Source organism: Bacillus manliponensis (assembly GCF_000712595.1).
Taxonomy (GTDB): Bacteria; Bacillota; Bacilli; order Bacillales; family Bacillaceae_G; genus Bacillus_A; species Bacillus_A manliponensis.
Map to the genome: position 1 here is coordinate 1 of NZ_JOTN01000038.1, position 14,327 is coordinate 14,327.

The window sequence follows — 14,327 nt, forward strand, 5'->3', positions numbered from 1 at the left end:
CTTGACAAAATCTTTTTTCAACAAAGTGAGACATTGTCTTTTTAATAAAGACAATGTCCTTTTTTGTGCCTACGCTTGTACTTACTGTGTTTGTACTTGTTGTACTTGTAATACTTTCAAAGTAAGATCTAGTACAATTTTTTCACGTAGTCTATCAAACGCATCATTTAAAGGTGTAGGGCATGGTGAAAAATCTAACTCAAAGAAATTAGCTGCAACTAACTCACAATACGGTTGTTCATTATAAAATATTGTGTTTTCAAAGAAATACTTGTCCAATCGCGGCAAATCACCATTCTTAGGATTAATGAAATGAGAAGCTGCGTCTGAAGAAGCTGCTATTATAGGTAGAGCAAAAAAATCACCTTCCGTTAGATCTGCAAACCCAGCAAAATTAACATTAGCTATACGATCAAATAAAGCTGTATTACACCCATTCCCATTAAAAGATTCAGCAGCATATTCAATATTTTTACGAATATATCCTTCTACGAATAGTTTCGCTCTTGTAACCCGACGGTAATTCGTATCTGGTACTGGTGTAAAAGCTACCGGAACTAACTTACATTGTGTTAAAAATACATTTTTCAATACACGTTTAATTTCAACAGCTGGAGGATCTAGCGGAATTTCCGCTTCTACAACAATTTGAACTGTTCTTTCAGCTAAGACAACTGGTACTTTTATCAATGCGTTTTCCGTAACAACAGGTATTGCACCTTGATCAGCTAATGGTATTTGAGTTTGTCCCTCAACTCCACATGGCACATTAATCGGACATTGATCACTCATATTTTACATTCTCCTTTTCCTTAAGATTTTAGAGTTTTTCAACCCTTAATACTTGTATATGTATTTCTGCTATTAATGCGTAGGCTTCCATAATAGTCGCTTTAATCATCTTGATGTTGCGCTATATTCTTCAAATCAAAATGTGTTATCTTGTTGCCTAAACTCTTAATCACCTTTACAGGGATTGAACGCTTATTTATCCCGCATTAACTTGCTGTAAGACTCCCACCTCAAAACTTGAGATAAGCAAAGAAGTTTAGGGGGGAGATTAACAGCCAGTAAAAGCCCGATTGGTCGGGCTAACACTCAGTGGGGGATGAAGCCCCACTGAGTGAAGTTTCACTTTATAAGCGTCACTCCCTGTCTTTGATATTCGATAGGTTAATACACTTTTCAAATACCATTCCTTGATTTCCTAATCCAATTCGTATCTCTGTTTATATATAAAGTTTCTTATATAATTCCTGCTTTCACAAAAATGTTTCTCCATGCTTTTGCAACTCTATAATTTTCACTTTCACGACGTAATTGAGCTTTTCTCATTTTTCTTTTCTTTGATCTACCCATTCCCTAATCTCCCTTCCTTTTTCTTTCATCATTATATTAATCACAGTACATGCAGTTGTAGCGCCTATCTTTATCAATTCAGCATTCTTTTTAACCCAAATTGTTTCTTTCCGTTGAACTCACTTTTCATTCAAAATATCACTTTATTAAAATAAATAAAAAATAAACACTTCTTTTAAGTTCTTATTTTTGGCTTTTCTATTTTCTTTAGGAGATGTTAAAAAGAAGTTCATCTCTCACCCTTGCGCATAATATTCTTCATCCCGCACATACTATAACTGCATCATGACCTTGCAACTTGTAGCATATTCTTTCCTACTCCCTGGGGCCAAGCAGTTAGCGTGTGCTAACTGCTCTTTTGATTCCTTTTTCAATTCTTACAGAAGAACCTCTAACTGTTGTTTGTCCTAGTTCTCTGCTGTTGCTATAAACACGTAGTTTATAGCAAATTGATTTAAAAAATAATGCATAGGAGAGGAGGGCTTGCGAATGTTTGTGAAAAAGTGTTTAGCAGGATTGATAGTTTTGCTTGCGATGATTGTAGTTGTGAACATTGCAGGCTCACTCAGCGTATTTGCGGAATCTGATGTCGTAACACAACCTATGGAGACAGTGAAAGTTATTGAGATCGAGTTGAACGATGATTACTTTAATCCGAAAGTCATCACTATTTCTAATGGAAGAACGACAACATTGAAATTGAAAAACAAAGGTAAGAAAGAACACACCTTCACAGTGGAGAAGCTCGGAATTGACGCTGAAGTCCAGCCGGGAGAAGAAAAAAACATTAACGTGAACCTGAAAAATCCAGGTACATATGAACTGATATGTCGGTACCATTTCCACGAAGGAATGGTTGGGAAAGTAATAGTCAAATAACAAGCAGGGCCAATCGGGCCTTGCTTGTTATTTGTGTTATTAAACAAACGGGGGTGTTTATCCCGCATTAACGGACTAACAATCAGTGGGGGATGGAGACCCCACTACTGATTGAAGGTTCACTTTATAGTTTTGAATCACGGAATAATTTCAAAAACAGTACCTTGGTTAAAATCAGTCACTCTCATAGAGCCATAAAGCCCTAAATATAGTGTAGTTTGATCCAGATTCGTTCCCAGACTAACATAATAAGCTGCTTGAGACCCAAAATTATAATCGGTTTGAATAACACTAAAATCATTTAGTTTACAATCTGTCCTTATCCTAGTATAAGCTAAAACCCCTCTAGCCAAAGATTGAAATTCTTCCTTCCGGGCAAGGTCGGTAAACACAACACTTCCTGTTAAAGCGGGGATTCTATTCCCCATATATGACTGAACTCCTGTAAGTGCAGTTCCTCCAAATTTATCGGGCCGGGGATCTTTATGAAAATAACTAGTTACAGGTTGAAGACGTCTTACTGAAAATTTTAATGCTTCATCATAATAAGCAATTGTTTCCTCATCCAAAGTCGGATTTGCAGAGCATCCCCTTATAATCGAAGTAGGGAAAACACCTTCCCACGCTCGCCAACCAAAGTTAATAAATCTTTCTTGGTCAACTTCAGATTTCATTAAAAAAGCTTGAACGAGCTGGGTAACCGGTATTGGTTTATTCTGACCGAATGAAAAAATTGACTCTACCAAATCCTGCCCGACATTTCCTACATATTTAATATATTGATTATGAAACCTTTGAAAGGAAATGCCCGGTATATTCCGAACTCCTTTGGCAATCACCGTAAGTGTTTCCTGAATAGGTACGGGAAGTTCATTAAACTGTGTGACTACGGGTGGATTCTGGATAAATGTATTCTTAACTACATCAATTTCAATTATTTTACCGGTGATTTCCATATCATTCTGGCTTAAATTAAATGGATCATAGCCTGATCCGCCATCTCCGGTTGTTAAAACAAGTTTTCCTGTTTCAGGTGAAAAGTTTAAGCTATTGACACCATTATGATTAAAAAATGGTCTTCTTAAGTTTAATAATGCCCGTCGTTTTTGAGGTTGACCATTCGATTGTAAAATCCATTCTTCTACAGTATCAATATGATCATATTGAGTTTCTCTATTTATCCACCTTAAGTTTAACGTTCTTGGATCACATGGATTAGGTGAAAAAGATTCAGGAAGAGCACCTGGACCTTGTGTTCCAGCTGCTGAATAATGAAGATAAAACAGACCGTTATAATAAAATTCGGGATGAAACGCTAGTCCTAGCAATCCCCGTTCATCATATCCACCACCAGAAGCACCTAGCTTTATGATTCGCGGGCGAATATCTAAAAAATCCCTTGTAACTCCGTCTCTTATGTAAAAAATCTCTCCTACTTGGGTTGCGATAAATAATGTTTCTTTTGAATCACCCGGAAGTATTGCTGTTTTCAAAACAGTCGGTAAATTCACCTTGCTTACAATGGGCTGTAAACTAACCTTAACTTTTATCAACAAACTTTACACTCCTTCTTAGTTTTCTTTTACTAAGAATATGATTAGAACTGTTTTATTAATACCAAATTAGGACCGAAGAATCTAACAAGAGATTGACCATTTTCCGCACCAGCGTCGGAGGAATTGAAGGCATAAAGTGAAACTTCAATCAGTGTGGATTTTCTTCATCTCCCACTGATTGTCAGCCCGACCAATCGGGCTTTTACGGGCTGTTAATGCGGGATAAACATACAGTGATTTTCACATAAAAAAGTGAATAACATAAGATTAGTTTAATATTAGTTGGAGGTGGGATTCATGATGAGAGTAAAAAGTAAAATCGTACAGTATTGGCAGCAGCCTTTCTTAGGAATCAAACACGATCTTATGGAATTGTCACCTACCACAAAACTAATACTTACCGCGTTATTAAGCTCGTTTGCAGCCATATTCCAGTCAGCAGGCGGATATGTGCCCGGCATTGTTTTTTTTGTAAGTGCCATGACGACTTTACCAATATTTTTAGCAACAATTGTATCCGTTAGGCACGGATTCCTTTCCTATTTTTCTACGATCCTCCTTTTATTATTTATCCAGCCTAGCGAACTAATTATTTTTCCCTTCACAACGGGTATTCTAGGATTGGTACTTGGTGTTTCCTTCTATAAGTCGAAAACAAGATTTTCAGTTGTTTTCTTGGCGGGAGCTTCCTTATTTATGGGAATCATAGCGAACCTTTTTATTTTTCGATTTCCTGTGTTAGGATCGGGTGTTGGTACGTCTTTTCATTTTCGTCCTTTATTACTCGTAGCGATATTCAGTATTCCATATGCATGGATAGCAGCAGAAGCTTGTTCGTTTGCTCTGAAACGATTGGCTCACGCCCTGCCAAATAGAGTAATCAAGTCAGTCTTTGACCAGCAAGAATTTAACCATCTTGAGGATGATTCAGCTAAGAAAGAAAATGTCGACGCGAAGAAATAGGGCTGAAGCGGATCTGCTTGGGCTCTATTTCCTGTGATACTATAGGTTAAATGATTGGTTTATAAAGTGAAACTTCAATCAGCCCCACCAATCTGGCTTTTACGGGCTGTTAACCTCTCACCTATACTCCTCTGAATCCTCTAAGTTTTGAGGTGGGAGTCTTACAGCCCGCAAATAGCGGGATAAATCCCTTCTTAAAAAGCTTTTTCTATTAAGATAGAAAATTATCCCTTTACTTTAAATTCCATAAAAAATATAATTTTCATAGAGTTACATTTATGTTCGATGCATAATAACGATCCTTATATTGTTTTATAAATATATTTTTATTTAATAATAAAAGGCATGAACTCAAATAAACGCAAGGAGCAAGATACATATGAAAGATATTCTAGAATTATTCCCAAGTGAAGATGGAAATAAAAATAAACAAGAACTGTTTTTACAATCCATACAAAAAATCGTCCAAAATCTTGATGATTTAAAAGATACAAACCAAGCTATTTTAGGCGATAGCGAAGAAAAATCAGCAAGTTACTACAATGATTTAATCTCTAACAGTTACATACCGGAAACAGGAATCGGCATGCCTAATGTAATTGAAGAACTAACTCATCTTATGAATGGCCATCCTTATCCTACTAAAAATTATTTATCCAATGCTGTACCGCTTCCAAGTATTCCAGCCATGTTAGGTACACTTACGATGTCACTTTTAAATGGTAACGGCGTTTGGGATGTATATGGACCAGCAGCTGCAGAGGCAGAGGTAAAAGTTGTTTCTATGCTTTCCAAATTAATTGGCTACGATCCAGAAACAAGCGGTGGCTATACAACGTGGGGTGGACAAGGTTGCGTATTCTCAAGCTTACGCTTAGCCATTTCAAGAAGCTTTCCTCGTTCAAATGAAGAAGGTGTTCCACAAAACGTATATTGTTTTGCTTCTGAAAATGCACATTACAGCTTATTAAAATCAGCTGAAGCAACAGGTATTGGTACAAACCGCCTCATTAAAGTTAAAGCTGACCCATATACAAGTGCGATGGATTTAGAAGATTTAGAAACAAAAATGATAGAGGTCATCCAAAATGGTGGTATCCCTCTTTACGTTTTAGCTACGATGGGCACAACAGATACATTTGCTGTCGACAATTTAAAACAAACAAAAGAAATGATAGAAGAGATTGAAAAAGAATATAACTTAAATCCAATCTATATTCATGCTGATTCGGCAATGGGTGGATTTTATAGCTTCTTTAACGATTATGATTTTAAGCAAAACCCGTTAGTATTTGAACCAAATGTAAAAAATGCTCTGCAAAATATACAAGAAAAAATGAAATATTTATATCTTGCAGATAGTGTATGTTTCGATTTCCATAAGTTAGGACAAACGCCTTATGCGACAAGTGTTTGGATTGTGAAAAATCATAGCGATTTACATGCAATGGACATCGATCAAGATGACACACCTTATCTTGGCAACCGTTCATACGGTAGCTACCATACAGGTTATACATTAGAATGCTCTCGTGCTGGTAACGCAATTCCGATGTATGCAAACCTAGTAGCGTTTGGAATAGAAGGCTATCAACAATTACTCGCAAATTTCGTTCGTGTAAACCTTGTATTTAGAGAAAAATTAAGAGCAGCTTTCCCACAAGTAGCAGTAACAAATGATTATACGTATGGTACAATTACAAACTTCCGTTTCTATGAAACTGGAGATGGAGCGCAAAACTGGGAAAAAGAGAGAACAGGACAAGCAACACAAACAGAAATCGACGAGACGAATAAGTTCAACTTTGAAATCTTTAGCGCATTAGGAGAAAGCCGCAACCAAATCTTCTTAGGAGATACAACTCGTGCTTGCCTAGTAGACGCAATTGATGGGAATGAAAGACAAGCTATTTTTACAGTTAAGTTATTCACAACTTCACCATATACAACAGTTGAAGATTTAGATGACGTTGTTGCATTTATTAAAAAGCATGTTTCTATTGTTATGAAACAAACTTACTCATATGCTTAATTAACAAACTACAATGACGGAAGCCTGTACTTAAAAATAGGCTTCCGTCATTTTTATAATGAACTCCCCTTTTCGGCCCATTCTTCTTACTCCTTCATCCTGGAAACCACATTTTTTATACAAAGATTGTGCAGCAAGATTTTGAATGTTTACTGCTAATATAATCTCATCCACTCCAGGAAATTTTTTTCGGACAAAATCAGGTAATAGTTTTAAAGACTGCTTCGCGTATCCTTTACCTTGATGATAAAAATCTGTTGAAAATCCCCTCACTAAAATTGATTTTTCATTATTTGTATATGGTTTCACACCTTCATTCATATGTAAAACAAAAAATGTTACAAGTTCACCTTTTTCCATAACTAATATTGAATGTCGGTCTGGATCTACTTGCGATTTTTTTATACATTCTTCTGGTGTACCCGTATAACGACGTTGTTCTTTCGTTAATGTGTATCCGTAAATCACACGTTTAAAACTTTCATCATAAAAGTGTAGTTTCATATTTTTATCACTCCTTTAAACATTACAGCTTTATATACCTTATATTCTCTTAATTTTCAACAATATATTTAATTAATCTTTTAGGAGTCTTCGGTGTGATTTCAACATGCCTATTTTCAAATACATGTACTATTTTTCCTTCGCAATCAATAAAAACTTTAACCCCTTCCTCATAATTTGGCTCTGAATACGTTCCATCTACAATCAATTTTTCGAAAGAAGAAAATGATGAACTTTCTATACGATTTTCAGACTGTTTCATAATTCTTTTATATTCAGATGTATGTATAATTTGCAGATCATCGTCTTTTAAGTATTGTAAGCCAATTTTACTTGGCGCGACTAAAATTAATAGATGTAACGGTTCCGTACTATTATTTATATAGCCATGTATATGATTTCGCCATCCAAATACAACATCCCCTTTCGAAGCATGTATCGTTTTTTCATTTGAAATATAGTAATCTAGGAATCCCGATAATACAATTGCACAATCTTCACCAAATGGATGACTATGCGGGGGAATACCTTCTCCTGATTGAAAAATCACTTCATATATCCTGCAATTTCCCTCCGTACTTTTATAAAGAAGCTCATTCTTTGAGTGAACCATTACTGTTTCAGATAAATAAAAAGTTTCCATGTAATCCCTCCTATCTATCTTTTCATTTTAGTGAAGAAATGACGTAGATACATCAATCTGAAGGTCAGCTTTCAAACAAAATCTTTGCTACTTTAGTAGCAGTAAAATCACTTTATACCTCACAATTAATATAGAATGTGAAACAGTGATAAAGCCACTCTCTCCGAAGCGGCTTTATCACTATTTCACATCAAAGTGCTCCTCTAATACCCACGTATTTTGACCAATATCGAGATAACCATCTTTTCGCGCATATATACTGTATGAGACTGAGCCATCTATATAACCTGTATAGTTCCCATCTGGTCCATCATACGTATTAATTCCGTAACCACTTGGATATTTTGAATACGCATAAAACCATTGCACGTTAAAATGCTCTTGCTTCGCCCACTTTTCCCAGCCTAAACGAATGATATTTTTATCTCCTCCATACCATACCCCTTCAAAAATTACATACGGTAATTTATTATTAATTCGGCCGTTATACGTACCACCCTTTGAAGCGGTATACAAATTTATCCCCCAACCTTCTGGATATTTTGAAGTAGCAAAACCAATCCCTTGTTTTTGTATAGGTTTTTCAACATCAAATGAAATACTATCACTCACATTATTAACTTTATTTATAAACCAACTAAACCCTCGATCCAAGATTGGTCGTGGACAATACTTGCCACTCCAATGCTGATGAGGAACAATATGATTTATACCAAATCCAAAGTAATTCATAAGATATTTTACTAGTCTTGCAGCATTGTTTGTAGCTTGCTCAAAGTCCCCATCACTATTTTCTGTAATTTCAATTCCAATTGAACTGTTATTTCCAGCTGAAGTACCTGCATGATAGCCTTGTTCATTTAAAGGTAAATGTTGAATGATTTTATCTTTATCGACTGTGAAATGCCAAGAAACACCTGCACTTCCTCCACCGTTACTCGCAAACCTTGCATGAGCATCCGCATTTGCACCAGCTGATTTATTTTCAGTAGTGTGGATAGTAATATACGAAACTGTAATGATGCGACCTGACCTATTTGAATTCCCCTTTGAAATAATATTTGCTTGGAACAAAACACCATAAATGCTAGATACATTTAATATAGTCACCTTGCATTCACCTCCTTTTTATTATGCTATTCACAACCAATTTGAATGTCTGTCCAAATGTCTACTATAAAAAAATATTTTACTTACATATTGAATTGAAAAAATCTAACTATCACAAAATTATAACTAACAAATGCAATATAGTAGATGAGATAGAAAGGAGATAATATTATGTATCGCATCTCTTTTGAAAATGGTCAATTTTATTTAAACGTAGCAAACACTCCTATTCAAGTTCCAATTCCAGCACAAGTTACAGCAATTCTTTTATCTATCTTTCCATTTTGTTCTCAGTAATGGAATAGAAAAAACAAGAGGGCCATCGCCCTCTTGTTTTTCCCCGCATTAACGTGCCGTAAGACTCACACTTCGAAACTTAGAGGATTCAGAGAAGTTTAAGTGGGAGATTAACAGCCCGTAAAAGCCCGACCAATCAGTGGGGGATGGAGAACCCCCACTGATTGAAGTTTCACTTTATTTCGCTTCAAATAAAGCAAATCCATTTACAGTTCCTACTTGTTTAAAACCTTTATTTTTATAAAAAGAAACTAAGAAGTAATTCTCTTCTACACAATCAAGTCGCAGCACTTTCCCTTCTTTACACGCCTTTTGCTTCGACCATGTTAACAACGTTCCACCAATGCTCTGCCCTTTTCCTGCACTCGATACAACAACTCGGTGTACGTAATATGCTTCTTTATCATCTTTCCATAAACTCGCATCCCACTCTTCTTTATCACAAATCGATATAGAAGCAATAGGCTCATCCTTATCATTTGTATACACATACAAATAGCCTTTATGAAAATCTGCTGCAACCACTTCTCTTCCTTCAGCAGTTAAAAATTTTTGCCACTGCTGAATCTCTTTTTGTTGCAAAGAAATTGCTGTTTCATGTAGCCATTTTTTTATCCTACCTATTTCTTCTTGTTTTGCACGTCTGATCATATTTACCTCTCTATCCTTAAAGTAGTTTACATAATAATATTATCTAAAATAAAAACCTTCTAATTCTACACCTTATAATTTCAGTAGCTTCTCAATTTCTTTTTCTAATTCTTCCGGCTTCGTCTGTGGTGCAAATCGATTCACTACGTTGCCTTCACGGTCTACCAAAAACTTTGTAAAATTCCATTTCACCGCTTTCATACCAAGTATACCTGGTGCTTGTTCTGTCAAATATGTAAAGAGTGGATGTGCATTCTTCCCATTTACACCTACTTTTGCAAACATAGGGAATGTGACGCCGTAATTCAGTTCACAAAAACTCGTAATCTCTTCTTCATTACCAGGCTCTTGCGCCCCGAACTGATTACATGGGAACCCTAAAATCTCTAAGCCTTCCTTTTCATATTTTTCATATAGAGCTTGTAACCCTTTATATTGTGGGGTAAATCCACATTTGCTTGCTACATTTACAATAACGAGCACTTTTCCTTCATATTTACGAAGAGAAACTTCTTCCCCTGTAATGGTTTTGGCTGAAAAATTATATACTGTCATACGGAACGCTCCTTTATTTTTTAATTTCATCTTAAAACGTAGTATGTGTAATGTCTAATACTTAATCTTTCACTTTATGAAAAATCTCCTAGACATCACCATGTAAGCGCTTTACAATAGAAGTGTGAACAAAATGTGACAGTTTATCTAAAAAATATGAAAACTTAGTTTTATTATAAATAAAGGATGGTGTCGAACGTGAAAACCTCACAACGTGAAAAGCTTTCAGATCGTGAATTTTATTTCGTACTATATATGATGATGTTATTTGTAGTCGGTTGGTTTATGGATATAAACGGTGCTTTCTTAGCAAAATACTTTACATTAGCAAATATGATTATGATTCCAGCTATCGGTGGCCTTGTTGGACTCTTTATTATGTCACTTGGAGAAGATCATAAATAACAAACAGTAAAAAAGACAGAATGCGATTTTTTCGTTTTCTGTCTTTTTCTTTTATAATGAAAGTAACAGATTATAAGGAGTGATACTTTTGAAACATGTAGAAGCTTTATCCCAAGGATTATACATTATTGATGATTACGATATGCAACATACGGAACGTACAGGTACATACGTATTATTAGGAGATGACATTACCATTATTGAAACGTGTGCTTCTCCCTCTCTTCCTTACATATTAAAAGGACTAGAAGAATTACAAATCTCATTGTCTGACATTCAAAATATTATCGTGACACACGTCCATCTTGACCATGCCGGTGCAGCTGGACTTATGATGGAAAAATGTCCGAATGCAACGTTATTTGTCCACGCGCGCGGTGCTCGTCATATGATCGATCCTTCAAAGTTAATTCAAGGTGCAAAAGCTGTATACGGAGAAGCTTTTGATACACTCTTTCACCCTATTCTTCCGATTCCTGAAGATCGCGTTCATGTCGTTCAAGACGGAGAGACCTTACGAATTTCTGAAGAGCGTATACTAACATTTTATGACACACCAGGCCATGCGAAACACCATATCAGTATACATGACTCTGTAACAAATGGTATCTTTACAGGTGATACAATCGGTATTTATTACCGTGAACTAACAAAGCTTGGAGTTGAGTTATATCTACCAACAACATCTCCTACTCAGTTTCAGCCGGACGCTATGCTTGCATCAAAAGAGCGTATAAAACAAATGAATGTAGACTCCATATACTTTGGCCACTACGGTGCTTCCACAAACGTTTCTGAAGTATATCGTCAGCTAGACTATTGGGTTCCTCTCTTTATGGAAAAAGGAAAACACGTCTTTACAAAAGAGCAAAACTTTGAAGCTGCAAGTAAAGAGCTTTCTTCATTATTACTTCAAGAAGTAGCTGACTACCTTACAAAACAAAATGTTCCAGCAGACCATTCCATTTATGAGCTTCTGAAACTTGATTTACATATCGGGGCAATGGGGATTATTGATTATTTAATGAAAGCAGCTGTAAAATAATAGAATGTCAAAAAGGAGAGTTCACGATTTGAAGTGAACTCTCCTTTCATCATTATTTCTGCACTTTTCCATTCACATATTCCATAATACGTTCCGCCTCTAAAAATTCTTCCCTATCTTCTACTGAAAGCTTATTTACATCTACTGAACCTGAAGAGCCACTCTTTGCTAACATTGTTTCATATGTCATTAGCGCTTTTATATACCATACATATTCATCTTCTGTTAATACTTCTTTACTAGATTTTTCACCGTTTAACTGATCGAAGTATGGTTGTATTTGTAATGATGTTTCCAGAAGTTCTTCTTTCTTTTTCTCGGATAATTGATCATAATCAATGCTTCCGTTGTCATTACCATATTTTAATTTTGAATCTGTAATAACTTTTAAATGCTTCATGAACTGCTCGTACTCTTTCTCACTCATTTCTCCTTGCGCTGTTGCTAGCTTTCCATCTAAGCGCATGTATCCTTCTAGCGTTGCACTTGCAATATGCTTTTTCACATTGTCAAACGATCCATAAACTTCGTCTGCAAACATTGCTTTATATGCAAAAGCACTTGTTGGTACTAATAATGCCGCGGCTAAAACTGTTGTTAAAATCCGTTTTTTCATTGTATTCCCCCTGCTTTTCATTGTAACTTGAAGAATTATTTTTCTTTTTAAATGTGGAGACGATACAATTTTTTTTCCTTCTTCTTGCATCGCTTCTTTTACTCGTTCCTCTAAATTCATCATCCTTCGCCTACCTCTCGTAAAAAGATTTGTTCCATTTTTTCTTTTTGACGTAACTTCTTTAATGCTGCATGAATTCTTGATTTCACTGTACCAACTGGAATATGTAAAATCGTTGCTACTTCTTCTTGTGAGTATTCATGTAAATATCTTAGTATAATGACTTGTTTTAATTTATATGGTAGTTTCCCAATGAGCTTAACAAGTTCCTCGTTTGAAATTTTGTTGACCACATCTTGTGAAAAATCAATTTCAGTTGGTGTCTTTTGTTCCTCTGCCCTCTTTATAATTCGAAATCTCATCCATCTTTTTCGCCGGTATGACTGAATCTGTTTCATCGTAAGCCCCATTAACCACGGCCGAAACGGCTTATCTAAATCATATCTTCCTAAAGCCCCATATAGCTGTATGTATATTTCTTGGACAACATCATCAACATCACCCTTATCTTCAATTAGAAAATGTACAGTTTTATATACATCTCCGATTGTTTTATCATACAGCTCTCCATACGCTTCTTCACTTCCTGACAGAATGCGCTGAATGGCCCCAACATACTTTTCTTCTTGGTCCATCTATCGTTCCTCCTTTTCCTTACACTATATATTGGTAAGAAATGAACAGTTCGTTCGATTTTTTTAAAAGTTTTTTTCAAATCTATATTTATAAGTAAATCTTATAATCTTAATAATAATTATATAATTTTCCATATTATGATAACATTTTACAATTATATATAAATACAATTTTAAAAACGAACACAGCCCCTTCCTTTTCGGTAGAAGAGTGGGTTCCTCCATGTGCAGTAGCGGTCAGTTCCTTTCCCTATCGGCGCACCGCGTTACAACAAAGGGATGAAATGAGTACGTTTGCCATTCTTATATACGTGGCAGCTACTTTCGTGTTAAACAGTCAAGTTATATATAACATTTAAAAAAGGAGATGTTGATATGAAAGCTATCGTTGTCACAGCATTTGGTGGTCCAGAGGTGATGGTATATACAGATGTTCCTATGCCAAAAATTGAGGCGCATCAAGTATTAATTCGGGTCGTTGCTACGAGTGTAAACTTTGCCGATATTAAATCGCGCTACGGTAAAAAAGGGAATATGAAACTGCCCTATATTCCAGGCATAGACGTGACTGGAGTTGTAGAACAAGTTGGTTCTGCTGTCACACATATTCAAGTAGGTCAGCGTGTGATTGCATTTCCAAGTGGTGGTTCGTACGCTGAATACGTTACCGCAGATGAACATCTTACTTTCGTATTACCTGGCGAGATTGATTTTGTAACAGCTGCAGCATGTCCAATTGTTTCATTTACAAGTTACAACTTACTTGCGAACATAGCTAGATTACAACGTGGGGAAACAGTTCTTATACACGCAGCTGCCGGGGGTGTTGGAACGACAGCAATTCAACTGGCTCGTCTACTAGGTGCAAGCAAGATTATTGGCACAGTTGGTAGTGAAGAAAAGAAGCAAATTGCATTAGAAGCTGGTGCTGATGATGTCATTTGTTATAAAGATGAAGACTTTCTGACAACTCCCACCGCTCAAGCAGTGGGGTTCTAAGATATATTGGCAAAGTGT

16 protein-coding genes and 1 pseudogene are annotated in these 14,327 nt (G+C 35.9%); 7 read left to right on the forward strand and 10 right to left on the reverse strand.

Annotation, left to right across the window (positions count from 1 at the left end; translation table 11 throughout):
• Positions 1-81 precede the first annotated feature (81 nt).
• Positions 82-792, reverse strand: coding sequence for a CsxC family protein (locus tag BAMA_RS22285; protein ID WP_034643940.1), 711 nt, complete (start codon positions 790-792; stop codon positions 82-84).
• A 453-nt stretch (positions 793-1,245) separates the two neighbouring features.
• On the reverse strand, positions 1,246-1,359 hold the full coding sequence (locus BAMA_RS24300; RefSeq protein ID WP_084158087.1) for a DUF3983 domain-containing protein: 114 nt from the start codon (positions 1,357-1,359) through the stop codon (positions 1,246-1,248).
• A 489-nt stretch (positions 1,360-1,848) separates the two neighbouring features.
• On the opposite strand from BAMA_RS24300, the gene BAMA_RS22290 reads away from it, so the two are divergent.
• Positions 1,849-2,238, forward strand: coding sequence for a cupredoxin domain-containing protein (locus BAMA_RS22290; RefSeq protein WP_034643943.1), 390 nt, complete (start codon positions 1,849-1,851; stop codon positions 2,236-2,238).
• 137 nt (positions 2,239-2,375) lie between these two features.
• Here the strand turns inward: BAMA_RS22290 and BAMA_RS22295 are convergent, their stop codons facing one another.
• Entirely contained in the window at positions 2,376-3,791 is a 1,416-nt protein-coding gene (locus tag BAMA_RS22295; protein ID WP_034643968.1) for a PQQ-dependent sugar dehydrogenase, read from the reverse strand.
• A gap of 300 nt (positions 3,792-4,091) precedes the next feature.
• Between BAMA_RS22295 and BAMA_RS22300 the strand changes: the two genes are divergently transcribed.
• Together BAMA_RS22300 and BAMA_RS22305 are read left to right on the forward strand one after the other, a co-directional pair.
• Positions 4,092-4,757 (forward strand): YybS family protein, encoded by a 666-nt coding sequence (locus tag BAMA_RS22300; protein ID WP_235184501.1) that lies wholly within the window; start codon positions 4,092-4,094, stop codon positions 4,755-4,757.
• Between the two features lie 379 nt (positions 4,758-5,136).
• Positions 5,137-6,789 (forward strand): pyridoxal phosphate-dependent decarboxylase family protein, encoded by a 1,653-nt coding sequence (locus BAMA_RS22305; protein ID WP_034643946.1) that lies wholly within the window; start codon positions 5,137-5,139, stop codon positions 6,787-6,789.
• Between the two features lie 30 nt (positions 6,790-6,819).
• Here the strand turns inward: BAMA_RS22305 and BAMA_RS22310 are convergent, their stop codons facing one another.
• The 3 genes from BAMA_RS22310 to BAMA_RS23650 form a co-directional block, all read right to left on the reverse strand.
• Positions 6,820-7,293, reverse strand: a complete 474-nt coding sequence (locus BAMA_RS22310) for a GNAT family N-acetyltransferase (protein ID WP_034643949.1) — start codon at positions 7,291-7,293, stop codon at positions 6,820-6,822.
• 49 nt (positions 7,294-7,342) lie between these two features.
• Positions 7,343-7,936, reverse strand: coding sequence for a cupin domain-containing protein (locus BAMA_RS22315; protein ID WP_034643951.1), 594 nt, complete (start codon positions 7,934-7,936; stop codon positions 7,343-7,345).
• A gap of 180 nt (positions 7,937-8,116) precedes the next feature.
• Positions 8,117-9,046 (reverse strand): peptidoglycan recognition protein family protein, encoded by a 930-nt coding sequence (locus BAMA_RS23650; protein WP_235184502.1) that lies wholly within the window; start codon positions 9,044-9,046, stop codon positions 8,117-8,119.
• 171 nt (positions 9,047-9,217) lie between these two features.
• On the opposite strand from BAMA_RS23650, the gene BAMA_RS25475 reads away from it, so the two are divergent.
• On the forward strand, positions 9,218-9,343 hold the full coding sequence (locus tag BAMA_RS25475; protein ID WP_265182761.1) for a hypothetical protein: 126 nt from the start codon (positions 9,218-9,220) through the stop codon (positions 9,341-9,343).
• A 177-nt stretch (positions 9,344-9,520) separates the two neighbouring features.
• On the opposite strand, the gene BAMA_RS22325 is transcribed toward BAMA_RS25475, so the two are convergent.
• Together BAMA_RS22325 and BAMA_RS22330 are read right to left on the reverse strand one after the other, a co-directional pair.
• On the reverse strand, positions 9,521-9,994 hold the full coding sequence (locus BAMA_RS22325; protein WP_034643954.1) for a GNAT family N-acetyltransferase: 474 nt from the start codon (positions 9,992-9,994) through the stop codon (positions 9,521-9,523).
• 72 nt (positions 9,995-10,066) lie between these two features.
• Entirely contained in the window at positions 10,067-10,549 is a 483-nt protein-coding gene (locus BAMA_RS22330; protein WP_034643957.1) for a glutathione peroxidase, read from the reverse strand.
• Positions 10,550-10,747: 198 nt separating this feature from the next.
• Here BAMA_RS22330 and BAMA_RS22335 point away from each other — a divergent pair, with 198 nt between their 5' ends.
• Positions 10,748-10,954 (forward strand): DUF3925 domain-containing protein, encoded by a 207-nt coding sequence (locus BAMA_RS22335; protein WP_034643959.1) that lies wholly within the window; start codon positions 10,748-10,750, stop codon positions 10,952-10,954.
• 88 nt (positions 10,955-11,042) lie between these two features.
• Positions 11,043-11,999 carry an MBL fold metallo-hydrolase gene (locus BAMA_RS22340; protein ID WP_034643962.1) on the forward strand — a complete coding sequence of 319 codons (957 nt, stop codon included), beginning with the start codon at positions 11,043-11,045 and terminating at the stop codon, positions 11,997-11,999.
• 52 nt (positions 12,000-12,051) lie between these two features.
• Here BAMA_RS22340 and BAMA_RS22345 read toward each other — a convergent pair whose 3' ends face one another.
• Positions 12,052-12,735: a DUF3600 domain-containing protein gene (locus BAMA_RS22345; protein ID WP_034643976.1), complete on the reverse strand. Its 684-nt coding sequence runs from the start codon at positions 12,733-12,735 to the stop codon at positions 12,052-12,054.
• The gene (locus BAMA_RS22350; RefSeq protein WP_034643966.1) at positions 12,735-13,310 is read right to left on the reverse strand and encodes a sigma-70 family RNA polymerase sigma factor; all 576 of its coding nucleotides are present in this window, start codon (positions 13,308-13,310) and stop codon (positions 12,735-12,737) included. Before BAMA_RS22350 ends, BAMA_RS22345 begins: the two co-directional genes overlap by 1 nt.
• Before the next feature lie 375 nt (positions 13,311-13,685).
• Here BAMA_RS22350 and BAMA_RS22355 point away from each other — a divergent pair.
• Positions 13,686-14,276, forward strand: a pseudogene (locus tag BAMA_RS22355) (quinone oxidoreductase family protein); the annotation flags it as partial.
• Between the last annotated feature and the right edge of the window lie 51 nt (positions 14,277-14,327).